Genomic DNA, 15,947 nt, shown 5'->3' on the forward strand with positions numbered 1-15,947 from the left:
TGTGTGTGGGCCGGTGATCAGTACCAGCCGTTGGACTGCCAGAAGCTCCAGGCCGCGGCGGGGGAGCCGTAGCGGGAGTTCATGTAGTCCAGACCCCACTTGATCTGCGTGGCGGGGTTGGTCTTCCAGTCCGAGCCGGCCGAGGCCATCTTCGAACCGGGCAGCGCCTGGACCAGGCCGTAGGCGCCGGAGGAGGAGTTCGTGGCGGTGACGTTCCAGCCGCTCTCGTGCTCGACGATCTTGCTGAACGCGTTGTACTGCGCCGCGCTCGGGATCATCTTGTGCGCGATCGCCTGGGCGGAGGAGGCGGAGGTCGTCGCGGCCTGAGCGGGAGCCGAGGTCAGCACCAGACCGGTGGTGGCGGCGGCCAGAGCGGCGGCGGTCAGGGCCTTCTTCGGGGAGGCGATGCGAGCGACGATGCGGGAGACGGACACGGAGAACCTGTTTCTTCGGGGACAGAGACGTCGTATGCCTGCCGGTGTCACGCGGGGCGCGGCCCCGGCAAGGCGTCGGCGCCGAGGCCCGTGAGGACTCGTCGGCGCCGTGCGACTGCTCCACAGAAGCACTCTCGATCCGTGTCCGCAAAGACCCCTTTTACTAGTTGTGGTCGCATGTGGGTGAATCGTCAACTGTGTGACGTGGCTCTCAAACCCCAGGTCAGAGGGCATGCGGACGCGTGCATGACACCTATTTGACCTACTAATCCACATCGTTGGTGACATGCGTCATGTGGGACGCTTCACCCGGTTCGTCCGTCGAAAGTGACCCGCGTCTCGAAGGCCGCCCGCCGGGTCGCCCGGCGCAGCGCCCGCAGCAGCGCCGGACCGACGGCCAGCGTGAGGACGACCGTGACGACCGCCCGCCCCAGGTCCCAGCCCAGCGAGGTGGCCACGCAGTAGGCGACGAAACGGGCCAGATTCGTGGGGACCGCCGCCCCGGGGTCGAAGGCGACCGACGAGGCGAGCGCGCCCATGAAGGGCCAGCCGGCCAGGTTCATCGCGGTGCCGTAGGCGAACGCGGCGAGGAAGCCGTAGCAGGCGAGCACCACGATCTCGCTACGGCCGCGCAGCCGCTCCCGGCCCGGCAGCAGGCCCGCGCCCATCGTGAACCAGCCCATCGCCAGCATCTGGAACGGCAGCCACGGGCCGACCCCGCCGGTCAGCAGCGCCGACGCGAACATCGTGACGTTGCCGAGCACGAACCCGAAACCGGGCCCCAGGACGCGTCCGCTCAGCACCATCAGGAAGAACATCGGCTCGATACCGGCCGTACCGGCGCCGATGGGGCGGAGCGCGGCGCCCGTCGCTGCGAGCACACCCAGCATGGCCACGGCTTTCGGGCCGAGCCCGGACTCCGCGATCGCCGCGGCCGCCACGGCGACGAGCAGCACGAGCAGACCCGCGAACAGCCACGGCGCGTCCTGCGAGTGCGCGGCGACCTGCGAGGCGGGCGGGGCGAGGAAGGGCCAGGTGAAGGCGGCGATCCCGGTGGCGGTGACGAGGGCGAGGGCGGTGGCGGAGCGGGGGGTGAGAGGGATGGGCCTCATGCCAGGGCCTCCCGTACCTCGGCGACCGTCAGCCACTGCTGCGGGGCCAGGATCTTCGTCGTCTGCGGGGCGAAGGACGGGGAGGCCACGACCACCTCCGCGGTCGGACCGTCCGCGATCACCTCTCCCTCGGCGAGGAGGACGACCCGGTGGGCCAGTTCCGCGGCGAGCTCCACGTCATGGGTGGCCAGGACGATCGCGTGACCCTCGGCCGCGAGCGCGCGCAGGATCGTGACCAGGCGGGACTTGGCCGCGTAGTCGAGACCCCGGGTCGGCTCGTCGAGCAGGAGGAGGGGCGGGCGGGCCGTGAGCACGATCGCGAGGGCGAGCGCGAGGCGCTGCCCCTCGGAGAGATCGCGGGGATGGATGTCGTCGGTCACGTCGGGGAGGAGATCGGAGACGAGCGCACGGCAGGTGCCCGGTTCGGCGCCCGCGTCCGCGTCGGCGGCCGTGCACTCGGCGGCGACCGTGTCCGCGTACAGCAGGTCACGCGGTTCCTGCGGGACGAGACCCACACGGCGTACGAGGTCCCGTGGCGCCGTGCGATGCGGGGTGAGGCCGCCGACCCGGACCGATCCGGAGGTGGGCGCGACCAGACCGACGAGGGTGTTGAGGAGCGTGGACTTGCCGGCGCCGTTGCGGCCCATGAGGGCGACGGTCTCGCCGGGGGCGAGGGTGAGGTCGACGCGGCGGAGGGCGTCGATGCCGGCGCGGCGGACGGAGAGGGCTTGGACTTCCGCTGTACGGGCGGGAGTTGGGGCCGGAGTCTTGCGTATGCGCCAACGGGTTGTCGGCGGGCGGGAGTCGGGGAGCGGTCCGGTGAACAGGGTTGTGCCACGGGCCGGTTCCTGTCCGGCCAGGCGCTCCCGCAGTCCGTCCGCCCGGCGTCGCGCGTCCCGCACGGTGAGCGGGAGCGGCGTCCACTCGGCGAGCCGGCCCAGGGCGACGACCGGCGGGTGCACGGGGGACACCGCCATCACCTCCGCCGGGCTGCCGAGGACCGGCGCGGCACCCGGGGCCGGGAGCAGGACGACCTGGTCGGCGTACTGGACGACGCGTTCCAGGCGGTGTTCGGCCAGCAGGACCGTGGTGCCGAGGTCGTGGACCAGGCGCTGGAGGACGGCGAGCACTTCCTCGGCGGCGGCCGGGTCCAGGGCGGAGGTCGGTTCGTCGAGGACGAGGACCTGGGGATGCGGGGTGAGGACCGAGCCGATCGCGACGCGCTGTTGCTGGCCGCCGGAGAGGGTGGCGAGGGGGCGGTCGCGCAGTCCGGCGAGGCCCAGCAGGTCGAGGGTCTCCTCGACGCGGCGGCGCATCACGTCCGGGGCGAGGCCCAACGACTCCATGCCGTAGGCGAGTTCGTCCTCCACCGTGTCCGTCACGAAGTGGGAGAGCGGGTCCTGGCCCACCGTGCCCACCACGTCGGCGAGTTCACGCGGCTTGTGGGTGTGGGTGTCGCGGCCGGCGACCGTGACCCGGCCGCGCAGGGTGCCGCCGGTGAAGTGCGGGACCAGTCCGCTCACCGCGCCGAGCAGGGTGGACTTGCCGACCCCCGACGGGCCGACGAGCAGCACGAGTTCGCCTTCCGGGACCTCGAAGTCGAGCCCCTGGACGGCTGGTTGGGCGGCCCCGTCGTACGTCACGGAGACGTCCTCGAAGCGGATCACGACGGCTCCTTGAAAGTGGGCAACGCGGGGGCCAGGCCCAGCAGTACGGCGGCCGCAGGCCAGAGGGGAAGGGTCGGCGCGACCAGTGGAACCACCCCCGGAGCCAGCGCGCCGGGGTCGCGGACGGAGGCCAGCGTCAGCAGCGCGGCGACCGCCGCACCCGAGCCCGCGACCAGCCACGCCCGCGCGCCCCACGGGTCGGGGCGGTACCGGGTGCGCAGCGTGCGGCGGCCGCCCAGCCGCAGCCCCGCCGCCGCGGCGACCACCCCGGCGAGCAGTAACGGCAGCCCGTAGCCGCCGCCTTCGGCCGTCAGTAGCCCGTACGTCCCCGCGCACACGCCCAGCAGTCCGCCGAGCGTGAGGGCGGTCGTCGTCCGCCGCACGGAGGCGGGCACCTGTGCCGTACGGCCGTAACCGCGCGCGTCCATCGCGGCGGCGAGCGCGACCGAGCGCTCCAACGAGCCCTCCAGGACCGGGAGTCCGACCTGGAGCAGGCCGCGCAGGCCCCGGTCGGGGCGGCCACGGAGGCGGCGGGCGGCGCGCAGGCGCTGGACGTCGGCCACGAGGTTCGGGGCGAAGGTGAGCGCGACGACCACCGCGACGCCGGTCTCGTACAGCGCGCCCGGCAGGGACTTGAGGAGCCGGGCCGGGTTCGCCAGGGCGTTCGCCGCGCCGACGCAGATGAGCAGTGTGGCCAGTTTCAGGCCGTCGTAGAACGCGAAGGTCAGGCCCTCCGCGGTGACCTTGCCGCCGAGGCGGATGCCCTGCGCCCAGTGGGGGAGCGGGACTTCGGGGAGCGTGAGGAGGGTGTGCGTGCCGGGGATGGGGGAGCCGAGGGCTGTCGCGAAGAGGAGGCGGATGAGGAGTACGGCCAGGGCGAGTTTCGCGAAGGCGGTGTAGGAGCGGGACCAGGGGGTGGGAGTGCGGTTCGTTGCCACGACGTAGGCCGTGACCGTGATCAGGAGGGTGAGGAGGAGGGGGTTGGTGGTGCGGGTGGCGGCGGTGGCGAGGCCCAGGGACCAGGTCCACCAGGCGCCGGGGTGGGTGACGTTGGCGGGGTTGGGGGCGCGGGAGGAATTGCCGCGGTCTGTCGCTCGGCGGGTGCGGCGCCGTCCTGGCTGGTCGCGCAGTTCCCCGCGCCCCTTGAGGGGGTTGCTGCTAGGCATGTTTGTGCCTGCGGGTTTGCCGGACCGCTGCCACTGCCAGGAGGGCGATCGCTGTCGCGCCCGTGAGTATGCCCACCGAGGGGCCGTCGTGGTGTTCCGCGGTGATCTGCTCGCCGCAACCCTGCTCCGGATACCCCCCGATCGCGCACAACAAGGCGTTCGTGTCGTAGCGCAGGGGTTTTGCGACCGTTGCCAGGGCCTCCGCCGTCGTCGCGTCGGAGGACACCGTGGCGCAGGCGGTGCGGGCGGCGGGTGGGGTCTCGCCGGACGGGGCATCGGACACCGTACCGAAGTCGATGACGAGAGCGACGCGCTTCTTCCCTTCCACGGCCGGGGAGTTGGCGCAGATGGTCGCGAAGTCGGGTGCTGGGCCCCGGGGTTGCTCGGCGTCCGCCGAGTCCTCGCTCACCGCGAAGCGGAAGCCCTGGATGTCGCCGTCGGTGGGGCGGGTGGTGGAGGGGCCCTGGGTGGCGTAGGTCCAGTGGGTGCCGGTGCGGTCCCAGAAGGACCAGTAGCGGTAACCGGCCGCCTGGGCGGGGGAGTTGGCCGCGAGGGTGAGCAGGAGTGCGGTGAGGAGGAGGATGAGGGAGGGGCGGCGGGTCACTGTTGCCGTCCGCGCTTGCGGTTGCGGGCGACCAGGACGAAACCGGCGATCGCGACGGCGAGCAGCGCGCCGCCGACGGTCCAGGCGACGTTCAGGGAACCGTCGTTGTCGTCAGAAGCTGTTTTCTCCTCCGGGCCGGCGGTGACCGGTTCCTCGATGTCCGCGGGGGTCGGGCCGGTCGCGTTCAGCAGGGTGACGAGGTCCTGGCCGCCGAAGTCGTGGACGTCGGCGCCCTTCGCGGTGGTCGCGACGAAGACGAGCTGCGCGTAGGCGGCCGGACCGCCTTGCGCGGCCCATGACTTGGCGTGGGTCTCCAGCCAGCGCAGCGGCTTCGCCGCCTGGGCGTGCAGGCCGAGGGAGGACAGGGCGACGATCGCGTCGGCCGTGTTGCCGTAGTCGGGCTGGGGCTTGGCGCCGGGGAGCGCGGAGGTCAGGTGCCCGTCCTTCACCATGGCCTTGGCGAGCCACGCGGCGCCGTTGATCGCCGACTGCTCGGGATCGGCGCCGGGCTTCTCGCACTCGGCGGGCGAGTCGGCGTCGTCCTGACGGCTGCCGGCCACCGACTGGCCGGACATCCCGAGCACGGCCGCGGCGGTCGCGTCCGCGTTGGCGAAGAGCTTGCCGTTCTTGTCGGGCTGGTAGGCGAAGGCGCCCGCGTCCGCATCGCTGTCGCAGGGCAGCGCGAGCTTTTGCAGCGCGTCGTAGGGGGACTTTCCGTCCTTCCGGACGTTCGGCACGGTCACTCCGGCGTCGGCGAGCGCGCCGATGACGACGGCGGTGGAGTTCGCGTCACTGGCGCCGCCGGGGGAGTACCCCCAGCCGCCGTCGGCGTTCTCCACGGACTTCAGCCACTTGACGGCCTTGGCGACCTGCGCGTCGTAGGAGACGGTCAGCGTCGAGAGGGCCTGTACGGCGACGGCCGTGCTGTTCGTGTCGACCTTGACCTTGGCGTCGCACGCCTTGCCGGGGTCGGCCCGGAACGCCGCGAAGGCGCCGTCCGCGCACTGCTGCCCGGCCAGCCACGCCACCGCTTCGTCGGCGGGCTGCACGCCCACGGCGTCCTGCGCGAGCAGGGCGAGGGACTGGCGCCAGACGCCGTCGTAGGTGGGGTCGGAGGTGCCGTAGAGCCCGGTGGGTATCGCCACGGACGGGGACGGTGAAGGACCGGCGGCGACGGCGGGCGTCGCGGCGATCACGGTCACGGTGATGCCGGCGGCCAGGACCGCGGCGCTGCGGCGGACGTTCATGATCGGCGGATGCCTTCCCCTACGGGGAGCACGGCAGCACGGGAACACCCCCGGGCGGCTCGGCTCCGTATTCCTCGACGGTGCGTATGAGCCGGTCACGTACCGTACGGGGCGGTCCGGCTCACCGACCCCGGACGGGGACGGATCACGGTTGCGGGTCAGCGCCGGAATTGCACCGGCTTTCCCCCGTACGGGCGTGATGACGACTCCGCCACTGTACGGCCCGGCTGAGCGTCCGCTGTGAGCAGGGGTTGCGCGGTCCGGCAGGCCCGATAGGTTCTGGCCATGCCGACGACGGAGAAGCTGATCGGCTCCGGCCGTACCGCGGACGTGTACGAGATCGACGACGCATGGGTGCTGCGCCGCAACCGTGAGGACTGGGGGGACGCGGCGGCCGAGGGCGCGGTGATGGAGCATGTGCGCGCCTACGGCTATCCCGTGCCCCGGGTACGGCCGGTGGCCTCGGTCACCTCGCGTACCTCGCGTACCGACCTGGTGATGGAACGGCTGGCCGGGCCCACCATGCTGGAGGCCCTCACCGCCGGCTCGATCGACGTGCGGGAGGCGGGGACCGTACTCGCCGCGCTGCTACGGCAGTTGCACGCGATACCCGGCCGGCGCCCCGGCACCCGCGTCCTGCATCTCGACCTCCACCCGGAGAACGTGATCCTCACCCCGGCCGGCCCCCGCGTCATCGACTGGGGCACCGCGGAGGACGGCGACCCCGGGCTCGACTGGGGGCTCTCCGCGATCATCCTCGCCCAGGTCGCCGTGGACGATCAGCCGATCGCCGACCCGGCCCGCGCGATGCTCGCCGCGCTCCTCGCCGATCCCGCCGACCTCACGGAGGCGGGGCTGGCGGAAGCCCGGCGCAGGCGCGCGGCCAACCCGACGATGACACCGCGCGAGGTCGAACTCCTCGGTGCGGCAGCGGAGTTGATTCGGTCGCTCGCGCACCTCGGGAACCGTGAATCAACGTGAACGCGTCACCGCCGACGAGTGCGTGAGGGGCCGGGGCGCCGGACGGCGTCTTCGGATGGGTTCCGATGGCTGCGGGGCAGTGTGAGGGAACTTCGGGCACGTGGGGAAGAGAGCGGGCTGCCGGGCGGCGCGGTCCCGTTCCGCCGGCGGCTGCTTGCCGGGGCGGTGGCGTCGCTCGCCGTGCTGGCGCTGACGGTGTCCTGCGCCAACTCGGCCGCACCGCAACGTCGTTCGGCCGTCGGGGTGGGTGCGACCGCGTCCACCGCCAGCGCTTCCGCGTCAGCGGCGGCCGACGGGAGCTGCGATCCGTTGCGGTCGTTGAAACCCCTCGCCCACATGCCGACGCCTGGCGGCAGGATGCCCAGCGGTACGGCGATGGAGCGGATCCTCGCCCGGGGGCGGCTGATCGTGGGCGTGGACCAGAACACCTATCTCTTCGGCTACCGCAATTCCGACACCGGACAACTGGACGGGCTCGACATCGACCTCGTGCGGGAGATCTCCCGCGCGCTGTTCGGGCGGCCGGACCGGGTGCAGTTCAAGGCCGTGCCGTCCGCGCAGCGGATCGGGATACTGCAGAGCGGTCAGGTCGACCTCGTCGCCCACTCCATGACGATCACCTGCGAGCGCATGCAACAGGTGCTGTTCAGCAGCGACTACCTCGACTCCGGCCAGCGCGTCCTCGTCACCGACACCTCCCCGGTGAAGACCCTGGCCGACCTCGCCGGACAGAAGGTGTGCACGGCCCGGGGCACCACCTCCCTGACCGAGCTGCAACGCGCCCGCCCGGCGGTGCGGCCGGTGACCGTCTCCGACTGGACCGACTGCCTCCTGCTGCTCCAGCAGGGCGAGGTCGCCGCCGTGTCGACCACGGACAACGTCCTCGCCGGACTGAGCGCCCAGGACCCCGCCACCCGCATCACCGGACCGCGGTTCACCTACGAGCCGCACGGAATCGCCGTACCGAAGACGACACCGGAACTCGTCCGCTTCATCAACGGCGTCCTCGCGGACCTGCGCACCTCGGGCAGGCTCCGCGCCCTGCACGAACGGTGGTTGGGCCCCTACGGCGACTTCTACCCGCCCGCGCCGCGCTACCGCGACTGAGGACGGGCGCAGGCTAACCGGCCGGCACCTCACCCACCCTGTCCGCGACGCCGACTCCCAGGAGAGCGGCGTCGGTTGTGCCGCGATAGACGAGGCTCGACGCGTCGAAGACCCAGGCGTAGCCCTTCGGGGCGTCCTTGAACGTGAGGCCGACGCCCTCCCGTCCCGCCGCGTCCTTGACGTGGTCCACGACGCTCACGCCCGGGAGCTCGGCCAGGGCACGGTAGATCGCGGCACTGAGGTCGGGCAGCAGGGTGGCCTCGTCGACGACGGCGCCGAGGTTCTCCACGACACCTTCCGTACGGCGGGCCGCCGATACGTTCGCGGCATCGCCGGCGAACTTCTTCAGCAGGGCGTCGGGGTCGGTGGGCAGGGCCTGGAGCTGACGGAAGGTCAGGTATCCGGTGCCCTTCATGCCCATGGACATCTTCTGGGTCGGATCGGCGACCGCGACGCCCTTCCGCAGCCCGTCCGCCTTTCCGTCCACCGAGTCCCACTGCTCCTGCCGGACGGCCCCGTTGTACGGCTTCGGCGTGAAGAGCCCCTTGTGCTGGGAGAGTTCGGCGGCGCTGCTGAACTGGACGCCCAACTCGGCCGCCGATCCCTGCGACTTGGTGTAGATGAACTGGTCGTCGCGTGCCGTGACCGCGGTGCGGTCGGCGGCGGCCAGCGCGATCCGGTCCAGCAGCTGTACGGCCTTCTGGTGGTCGTCGGCGGCGGCCGAACCGTCCTTGCCGTCCCACGTGTTGCCGACCGTGACCACGCCCAGGCCCACGGCGGCGGCGAGGGCCAGCGGCGCGGCGACGAGGACGAGCCGTCGGCGCGCGGACGGCTTGGGCGCGGTGGGGGTCGTGGTCGACTGCTCGCGGATGGTGTCGTGTTCGTGGGTGATGTGCTGCATCAGGTGTTCCCTCAGTACGCGGTGGCGGTCCCGCGAGAGCACCGGACGGCCCGGGGCGGGCAGCAACTCGGCCAGTTCCTGGGGGTCGGTGGTCATCGCGTCTTCTCCTGCGTGGACTTGGGTGTGGACCGAGCCGCCTGGAGGCGGCTGTCCGGTGACTGTCCGACCGGCGCCGGGCGTTGCGTTTCCTGTGCTTTTCTCTGCTTCTGTGCCTGTCCGAGTTCGAGGTCGGTGAGCTTGCGCAGGCGTTTCCTGGCGCGGGACAGTCGGGACCGTACGGTGCCGACGGCAACGCCCAGGGCCGCGGCCGCCGTGGCCGCGTCCAGCCCCTCCCAGACGCAGAGCGTGAACGCCTCCCGCTCGCCCCGGCGCAGCCTCCTCAACGCCCTTTGCGCGGCGGCGAGTTCCTCGGTGTCGGCCATGCGCCGGGTCACCTCGTCGGCGAAGTCGGGCACGGGATCGGGCGGCGGGATTCTGACGAGCGCGGCCTGATGTCTTCGCGCCGCCCGTGCGGTGTTGCGCGTGACGTTGGTCGCGATGCCGAGCAGCCACGGGCGCAGGCTGTCGTCGCCGGGCAGCACGCGCTCGCGCAGCCGCCATGCCTCCAGGAAGGTCAGCGACACGATGTCGTCGGCCGTGCCCCGGTCGCCGGTCATGCGGACGGCGTGCCGGTGGACCACCGAGGCGTGCTCGTCGAAGAGCTGCCCGAACGCGTCGGGGTCTCCGGCTCGCACGCGGGCCCGTAGTGAGATCTCCACACTGTTCCCTGTCCACCGGGCCGACCGCGCTGCGGTGACCCGCGTCACACGGTCCTGGGGCCGGGCCTGTCCGGCGGATCATGCCGGAGACGCGGGGTCCGGCTCACCCTCCCCACTGCCCTGAAGGAGTGGGAGCACCCCCATCGCGTCGGCGCCCTCCTCCGCCGTGCAGCTGCACGCGTCCGCCTTCCAGCTGCACGCGCCAGACCCCGCTCACCCGCGCCCATGAGGCGCCGCGGCTTTCCTCCGGCCTGATCCGCCGGACAGGCCCTGGCCGGTCACCTCGGACCGGGAACGGCCGGCGTCGGGTGTCCGGGTCGCGGACGCGAGGAGGGCCAGTTTCTCGGCGGAGTCGGTGCCGGGGTCCGGGTGGTAGACGACCAGGGTCTGGCCCGGTACGCCGTCGATGCTCAGGCGCTCCCGGTTCAGTTCCAGGCCGCCGACCTGGGGGTGGGCGATGTACTTCGGCGCGGCCTCGCAGGCCTGTACGTCGTGGCGGGCCCAGAGCCGGCTGAACAGCGGGCTGGCGAGAGAGAGTTCGCCGACGAGCTCGATGAACCGGGGGTCGTCCGTGTCGGGGCCGACGGCCTCGCGGAACCCGGCGACCATGCCTCCGGCCGCGCCCTGCCAGTACGGGTAGAGCGCCTGCTCGGCCGGGTCGAGGAACAGGGACAGCAGCCGGTTGGACCCGGCCGAGAAGCGCGGGGACAGCGCGGTCGCCAGGGAGTTGGCGGCGAGGACGTCGAAGTAGCGGCCCTCGACCAGCGCGGGCAGCGGGAGCGTGTCGAGGAGTTTGGCTATCCCCTCGGGCACGGTCTCCTTCACCGGGCGGGGCCGGCGGCGCCGGGGCTTCGCGGCGCCCAGGCGCAGCAGATGGGCCGTCGCGTCCTCGTCGAGCCGCAGCACCCGGGCGATGGACTCCAGGACCTGTACGGAGGGGTTGCGGTCGCGGCCCTGCTCCAGGCGCAGGTAGTAGTCGGCGCTGATCCCGGCGAGCAGCGCGACCTCCTCCCGCCGCAGGCCCGGCACGCGCCGTACCCCGTAGACGGGGATACCGGCCTGTTCGGGGGTGACGAGTTCGCGGCGGGCGCGCACGTACTCGCCCAGCAGATTCGGTTCACCGGCCATCCCCGCACTGTAATTCGGCCGCCGCGCGCGTGCCTGGTCCTGTCACCCCCAGGGGCGCGGGGGCCCTGGCTGGGGCCATGCGCGGGCGGCAGCGTCACCGGTGGCCGACAGCAGGCGCGCCGAACGGCGGCCCTACGACGAGGAGTCATCGCCATGTCCACATATCTACTGATCCACGGTGCCTGGCACAGCGGGGCGAGCTGGGAGCGGGTGGTCCCGCTGCTGACGGCGGCCGGACACCGGGTGTTCGCGCCCTCGCTGACCGGCCACGGCGACAAGGCCGAGTTGCTCGGGCCCGAAGTGGGCCTCGACACACACGTCGACGACGTCGTCGGGCTCATCACCGAGGAGGACCTCACCGAGGTGATCCTCGTCGGGCACAGCTACGGCGGGCTGGTCGTCTCGTGGGCCGCCAACCAGGTCCCCGACCGCATCGGCCGGCTCGTCTACCTCGACGCGATGGTCCCGGAGGACGGGGAGAGCGCGCTCGACATCATGCCCGTGACGCAGGTGCTGATCGACATGGCGGAGAGTTCGGGCACCGGCTGGCGGATCCCGCCGCTGCCCGAACTGCCGCCGCCCGGCGGCCTGTTCGGGGTCACCGACCCGGCGGACATGGCCTGGCTGCGGACCACGCTCTCGGACCAGTCGGCGCGCTGCCTCCAGCAGTCGGTACGGCTGGACAACCCGGCCGCCCGCTCGATCCCCCGCACCCACATCCACTGCGTGGGCAGCGAACCGGAGGGCTTCGAGCGGCGACCGGTCTCCGCGATCCAGCCCAACGGCACCCCGGCCCAGGTGTGGGAACTGGAGACCGGCCACGACTGCATGGTCACCAAGCCGGCCGAACTGGCCGACCTGCTCAGCAAGTTGGGCTGATCCGGGGTCGGCCTCAAAGGCATCAAAGGCATCAGACCCGCACCGGCGCCGTCACTCCCATCGGCTGGCACAGGACGAGGGCCAGGTCGTCGGCGGGCGGGCCGCCGGCGTGCGCGAGCAGACGGTCGTACAGCGCGTGCAGCGCCGCGTCCGGCGTCGGTTCGCTCAGCGCCGTCGCGCACTCGGTGAGCAGGGCGAACGGGGTGCCGTCGACGGCGCGGGACTCGGTGAGGCCGTCCGTGTAGAGCAGGAGCCGGTCGCCGGGCTGGAGGCGGACCCGGTACTGCCGCGGGTCCGGGCGCAGGCCCAACGGCGGTGCGGGGACCCGGGGTTCGAGGAGTTCGAGGCGCTGCCCGGAGCGCAGGGGCGCCGGGTGGCCGCAGTTGACGAGCCGCACCTCGCCGGGACCGAACTCGGCCAGCACCGCCGTGACGAAGTCCTCGGGGCCGAGACCGGGCGCGAGCCGGGCGTCCAGCGCCTTCGCCAGGGTCGTCAAGTCCGGTGCCGTATAGACGAGTTCACGGAAACCGATGAGCGTGTCGGCCGCCGTCCGCAGCGCGTCGAGCCCGTGCCCGCGCGCGTCCCCGACCAGCACCCGCAGGCCGTACGGCGTCACCGCGAGGTCGTACAGGTCGCCGCCGACCGAGGACTCGCGGTGCGCGCAGTGGTAGCGGGTGCTGACATGGGTGCCGGAGAGGGTGCGGGAGACCGGCCGCAGGATCGCCTCCTGGGTGATCCGGGCCACCTCCCGCGCCTCCGCGAGCCGTTCCCGCAGCCGGCCGCGCTGCCGCGCCGCGTACACACTGCACACGCAGCCGAGGAGCAGCCCGCCCCAGCGGACGGCGAACCCGGCGTTCAGCTGTGCCCCCGAGCCGAGCCCCGCCGCCAGCGCGAGCAGCACCGTCCAGCAGCAGACCAGGAGCGTACGGCGGGCACCGAGGAAGGTGGCGGCCATCAGCGGTCCGATCGCCAGCAGCGGCAGGATCGGCTGCACCCGGCCGATCAGCAGACCCGGCGTGGCCGCCAGCAGACAGCCGACCGGTGCGACGAGCAAGCGGCGTCCCCCGTCCATCGTGTTCACGGCACGACCATTGCGGAATTCCGCTCTCCGTACCCGCGCCAACGGAGAGTTGATCAGCTCTCGATCGCAACTCGTCCAATCAGGGTGGAAAGTGATCGAAAGTAATGGCCTTTCCGATGGTGACGCGATTCTTTTGATCAGCCGTGGGCCGCGTTCCGGGACCCACGCATGGAGCCGGTGACGTACGGACACACTGGCCTCGTGCCGGACAGGACCGACCGTACGAACGCGGGTGACGTCAACAAACAGGGGAATCTGCCGCCCGAGACACTGAGTTTCGTCGGGCGGGGCGTCGAACTGGCCCGGCTGCGGGCCGCGTTGGCCCCGGACACGGAACCGGCCCGGCCGGTGACCGTCGTAGGGGTCGGCGGGGTCGGCAAGACCCGGCTGGCGCTGCGCGCGGCGGCGGGGGTCCGGGACGCCTACCCCGACGGCGTCTGGCTGACCGAACTCTCCCCGCTGCGCACCTCGGGACTCGTGGACCTCGCCGTCATGGAGAGCCTCCGGCTCGCCGACCGGTCGACGCGCCCGGTGATCGACGTCATCACCGAATGGGCCCACGGCAGAAGGCTGTTGCTGATCCTCGACTCCTGCGAACACGTCCTCGCCGACTGCGCCAGGTTCACCGCCGCACTGCGCTCCCGCCTGCCCGGCCTGCGCGTCCTGCTCACCAGCAGGGAACGGCTCGCGCTGCCCGGCGAGGAGGTCCTCCACCTCGAACCGCTCCCGGTGGACGGCCGCCCCGGTGCCGACGAGGACGCCGGTGCCGCCGTAGCCCTGTTCGCCGAACGCGCCGCGGCCGCCGGACGCCCGCTGCGGGACGACGACCCGGCCGCCCGCGGCACCGCCGTCGCCGTCTGCCGCCGCCTCGACGGCATCCCGCTTGCCCTCGAACTGGCCGCCGCCCGTCTCACCGACCTGACCCTCGACCAGCTCCACACCCGCCTGGGCGAACGCCTGCCCACACTCCCGCCCCTGGCGGAGGCGTCCATGCCGTCGGGCACACCCGCCCCGTCCTCGCCCCTCGACCTGCTCGTCTCCGCCCCCGGTGAACGCCCGCCCCGCCACCAGACCCTGCGCACCGCCATCGGCTGGAGCCACGAGCTGTGCGCTCCGCTCGAACGGCTGCTGTGGGCGCGGCTGTCCGTCTTCAGCGGCGGCTTCTGCCTGGAGGCCGTCCGGCAGGTCTGCGCGGGCGGGCCGTTGCCCCCGGAGCGGATCGCCGGGCTCCTCGACCGGCTCGTCGCCCAGTCCATCGTGCTGCCCGACCCCGTCATCTCGGCCCGCTACCGCATGCTCGACACCGTCCGCGAGTACGGCGCCGACTGGCTGCACGCCCTCGGCGAGGAACGCGCCGTACGCCGACGCCACCGCGACCACTACGCCCGCCTCGCCCGCGAGGGCTGCGCCGAGTGGAACACCGGACGGCAGGTCGCCTGGTGCGAGCGCGTGCTGACCGAACACGCCAATCTCCGCACGGCAGTCGACTGCGCGCTCGCCGAGCCCGACGGGGAGCCCGCGACCGCCGTGGAGATGGCGGGCCATGTCGGCTTCCTGTGGCGGCACTGCGGCTATCTCCGCGAGGCCCAGCACTGCCTGGACCAGGCCCTCGCCGCCGAGTCGCCGCCCGGCCCCGGCCGCACCCTCGCCCTGTGGTCGCGCGGCGCGGTCGCCGTCCTCCAGGGCGACCAGGAGGCGGCGGCCAACTGGGCGGTCCGCTGCGCCGACGCGGCCCGCGAACAGGGCTCCGCGGTCGCCCAGGTCGCCGCCGTCTACCTCAGGGGCGGCCACCTGGCACTCACCGGCCGCCAGGCCGAGGCCATCGCCGTCCTCGACGCGGCGCCCCGACTCCCGGTCCAGGACGACGGGTTCGGCGCCGCCCAGCTGCAGGCCCGGCTCGCGCTGTCCCTCGCACACGTGCTGCGCGGCGAGTTCGAACGCGGCCGCGAGGTCGCCGACGAGGTGCGCACGGCCAGCCGGAAACAGGGCGAGTACTGGTGCGGGGCCTTCGCCGACTACCTGATCGCCCAGGCGGACCTGGCACGCGGCGACATACGGGCCGCGGTGAACGGCGCCCGCACGTCCGTCGCAGGCCACGCCCTCCTGCACAACACGGTCGGTGCCGCCATGTCCCTCGACCTCCTGGCCGCCGCCGTCGTCACCGCCGGCGACGCCCACCGAGCCGCCCGCCTCCTGGGCATCGGCACCCGCCTCTGGGAGTTGACCGGCCGCGCCCAGATGGACTCCCCGGACCTGATCGCCACCCGCCGCACCTGCGAACTCCGCGTCCGCGAACTCCTCGGCGACGACGCCTACACGACCGGCTACCGCACGGGCCTGGCGATGACGTACGACGAGGGAATCACGTACGCGGCCATCAGCCAGTGACACGGAAGTCAGTGACGCGGGGTGGGCCCGCCGAACGGCAGGAACAGGGTGCGGGTGCTGATCAGCCAATCCCCGTCCACCTGGCGGAAAGTGTCCTCGTAGTGGCCGACCTGGACCGGGGGAGCGGCGGGGACCATGCCGCCGTGGTGGCCGTCGACGCGGTACGTCGTGAAGTACGCCGTCGAGATCGCCGTGTCGGGGGAGGTGAGGGTGACCAGGACGTTCGACATCAGGCGGCGCGAGAGCCGGCCGGCGGGACGGGCGCCGAAGTACTTCCGCAGCGCCTCCCGCCCCTCGACCGCTCTGTCCCCCTCCGGCCACTCCCAGCGGCCGTCCTCCGTGAACAGCCCGGCGACGGAGGCCGGTTCACCGAGATCGAGCCGACGGACGAAGTCCAGGACGACGCGCTCACAGGCACGTTCGGCGAGCAGTCGCTGCAAAGGGTCCAGGTCCATGGGGTCGTTCGTACCAGCCGCACCCCTCGCCCCACGACC

Annotated in this window: 15 protein-coding genes; 4 read left to right on the top strand and 11 right to left on the bottom strand. The window is 72.7% G+C overall.

Annotated elements, in window-relative coordinates:
• Positions 1 to 17: 17 nt before the first annotated feature.
• The 6 genes from SSP08S_RS08540 to SSP08S_RS08565 form a co-directional block, all read right to left on the bottom strand.
• Positions 18 to 434, bottom strand: coding sequence for an aggregation-promoting factor C-terminal-like domain-containing protein (locus SSP08S_RS08540; protein ID WP_019067160.1), 417 nt, complete (start codon positions 432 to 434; stop codon positions 18 to 20).
• A gap of 305 nt (positions 435 to 739) precedes the next feature.
• Complete coding sequence (locus SSP08S_RS08545; protein WP_019067161.1) at positions 740 to 1,546, bottom strand: ECF transporter S component; 807 nt, start codon at positions 1,544 to 1,546, stop codon at positions 740 to 742.
• The gene (locus SSP08S_RS08550; protein WP_019067162.1) at positions 1,543 to 3,213 is read right to left on the bottom strand and encodes an ABC transporter ATP-binding protein; all 1,671 of its coding nucleotides are present in this window, start codon (positions 3,211 to 3,213) and stop codon (positions 1,543 to 1,545) included. Before SSP08S_RS08550 ends, SSP08S_RS08545 begins: the two co-directional genes overlap by 4 nt.
• Positions 3,210 to 4,379 carry a CbiQ family ECF transporter T component gene (locus SSP08S_RS08555; RefSeq protein ID WP_019067163.1) on the bottom strand — a complete coding sequence of 390 codons (1,170 nt, stop codon included), beginning with the start codon at positions 4,377 to 4,379 and terminating at the stop codon, positions 3,210 to 3,212. The genes SSP08S_RS08550 and SSP08S_RS08555 overlap by 4 nt, the downstream gene beginning before the upstream one ends.
• Positions 4,372 to 4,983 (bottom strand): SCO2322 family protein, encoded by a 612-nt coding sequence (locus tag SSP08S_RS08560; protein WP_019067164.1) that lies wholly within the window; start codon positions 4,981 to 4,983, stop codon positions 4,372 to 4,374. The genes SSP08S_RS08555 and SSP08S_RS08560 overlap by 8 nt, the downstream gene beginning before the upstream one ends.
• Entirely contained in the window at positions 4,980 to 6,230 is a 1,251-nt protein-coding gene (locus tag SSP08S_RS08565) for an SCO2321 family membrane protein (protein ID WP_019067165.1), read from the bottom strand. Before SSP08S_RS08565 ends, SSP08S_RS08560 begins: the two co-directional genes overlap by 4 nt.
• A 285-nt stretch (positions 6,231 to 6,515) precedes the next feature.
• Between SSP08S_RS08565 and SSP08S_RS08570 the strand changes: the two genes are divergently transcribed.
• Both SSP08S_RS08570 and SSP08S_RS08575 read left to right on the top strand, forming a co-directional pair.
• A complete protein-coding gene (locus tag SSP08S_RS08570) occupies positions 6,516 to 7,211 on the top strand; it encodes a phosphotransferase (protein WP_019067166.1) in 696 nt (231 codons plus the stop codon).
• Between the two features lie 336 nt (positions 7,212 to 7,547).
• Positions 7,548 to 8,318 carry a glutamate ABC transporter substrate-binding protein gene (locus SSP08S_RS08575; protein WP_102133302.1) on the top strand — a complete coding sequence of 257 codons (771 nt, stop codon included), beginning with the start codon at positions 7,548 to 7,550 and terminating at the stop codon, positions 8,316 to 8,318.
• 13 nt (positions 8,319 to 8,331) lie between these two features.
• On the opposite strand, the gene SSP08S_RS08580 is transcribed toward SSP08S_RS08575, so the two are convergent.
• From SSP08S_RS08580 to SSP08S_RS08590, 3 genes are all read right to left on the bottom strand, one after another.
• Positions 8,332 to 9,315, bottom strand: a complete 984-nt coding sequence (locus SSP08S_RS08580; protein ID WP_019067168.1) for a CU044_5270 family protein — start codon at positions 9,313 to 9,315, stop codon at positions 8,332 to 8,334.
• Positions 9,312 to 9,977: an RNA polymerase sigma factor gene (locus SSP08S_RS08585; protein WP_019067169.1), complete on the bottom strand. Its 666-nt coding sequence runs from the start codon at positions 9,975 to 9,977 to the stop codon at positions 9,312 to 9,314. The genes SSP08S_RS08580 and SSP08S_RS08585 overlap by 4 nt, the downstream gene beginning before the upstream one ends.
• A gap of 213 nt (positions 9,978 to 10,190) precedes the next feature.
• The gene (locus SSP08S_RS08590; protein WP_019067170.1) at positions 10,191 to 11,105 is read right to left on the bottom strand and encodes a helix-turn-helix domain-containing protein; all 915 of its coding nucleotides are present in this window, start codon (positions 11,103 to 11,105) and stop codon (positions 10,191 to 10,193) included.
• Positions 11,106 to 11,258: 153 nt separating this feature from the next.
• On the opposite strand from SSP08S_RS08590, the gene SSP08S_RS08595 reads away from it, so the two are divergent.
• Positions 11,259 to 11,984, top strand: coding sequence for an alpha/beta fold hydrolase (locus SSP08S_RS08595; RefSeq protein ID WP_019067171.1), 726 nt, complete (start codon positions 11,259 to 11,261; stop codon positions 11,982 to 11,984).
• Positions 11,985 to 12,015: 31 nt separating this feature from the next.
• On the opposite strand, the gene SSP08S_RS08600 is transcribed toward SSP08S_RS08595, so the two are convergent.
• Positions 12,016 to 13,056 carry a PP2C family protein-serine/threonine phosphatase gene (locus SSP08S_RS08600; protein WP_063739153.1) on the bottom strand — a complete coding sequence of 347 codons (1,041 nt, stop codon included), beginning with the start codon at positions 13,054 to 13,056 and terminating at the stop codon, positions 12,016 to 12,018.
• Positions 13,057 to 13,266: 210 nt separating this feature from the next.
• On the opposite strand from SSP08S_RS08600, the gene SSP08S_RS08605 reads away from it, so the two are divergent.
• Complete coding sequence (locus SSP08S_RS08605) at positions 13,267 to 15,453, top strand: ATP-binding protein (RefSeq protein WP_063739154.1); 2,187 nt, start codon at positions 13,267 to 13,269, stop codon at positions 15,451 to 15,453.
• An 8-nt stretch (positions 15,454 to 15,461) separates the two neighbouring features.
• Here the strand turns inward: SSP08S_RS08605 and SSP08S_RS08610 are convergent, their stop codons facing one another.
• Positions 15,462 to 15,908: a nuclear transport factor 2 family protein gene (locus SSP08S_RS08610; protein ID WP_019067174.1), complete on the bottom strand. Its 447-nt coding sequence runs from the start codon at positions 15,906 to 15,908 to the stop codon at positions 15,462 to 15,464.
• Positions 15,909 to 15,947 lie beyond the last annotated feature (39 nt).

It is taken from the genome of Streptomyces hokutonensis, from assembly GCF_000376565.1.
Taxonomy (GTDB): domain Bacteria; phylum Actinomycetota; class Actinomycetes; order Streptomycetales; family Streptomycetaceae; genus Streptomyces; species Streptomyces hokutonensis.

Excerpts from the sequence above, each read along its gene's own strand:
- SSP08S_RS08545 (WP_019067161.1), bottom strand. The coding sequence starts at position 1,546 with ATGAGGCCCATCCCTCTCACCCCCCGCTCCGCCACCGCCCTCGCCCTC.
- SSP08S_RS08555 (WP_019067163.1), bottom strand. The coding sequence starts at position 4,379 with ATGCCTAGCAGCAACCCCCTCAAGGGGCGCGGGGAACTGCGCGACCAG.
- SSP08S_RS08565 (WP_019067165.1), bottom strand. The coding sequence starts at position 6,230 with ATGAACGTCCGCCGCAGCGCCGCGGTCCTGGCCGCCGGCATCACCGTG.
- SSP08S_RS08570 (WP_019067166.1), top strand. The coding sequence starts at position 6,516 with ATGCCGACGACGGAGAAGCTGATCGGCTCCGGCCGTACCGCGGACGTG.
- SSP08S_RS08575 (WP_102133302.1), top strand. The coding sequence starts at position 7,548 with ATGCCGACGCCTGGCGGCAGGATGCCCAGCGGTACGGCGATGGAGCGG.
- SSP08S_RS08580 (WP_019067168.1), bottom strand. The coding sequence starts at position 9,315 with ATGACCACCGACCCCCAGGAACTGGCCGAGTTGCTGCCCGCCCCGGGC.
- SSP08S_RS08590 (WP_019067170.1), bottom strand. The coding sequence starts at position 11,105 with ATGGCCGGTGAACCGAATCTGCTGGGCGAGTACGTGCGCGCCCGCCGC.
- SSP08S_RS08595 (WP_019067171.1), top strand. The coding sequence starts at position 11,259 with ATGTCCACATATCTACTGATCCACGGTGCCTGGCACAGCGGGGCGAGC.
- SSP08S_RS08600 (WP_063739153.1), bottom strand. The coding sequence starts at position 13,056 with ATGGACGGGGGACGCCGCTTGCTCGTCGCACCGGTCGGCTGTCTGCTG.
- SSP08S_RS08610 (WP_019067174.1), bottom strand. The coding sequence starts at position 15,908 with ATGGACCTGGACCCTTTGCAGCGACTGCTCGCCGAACGTGCCTGTGAG.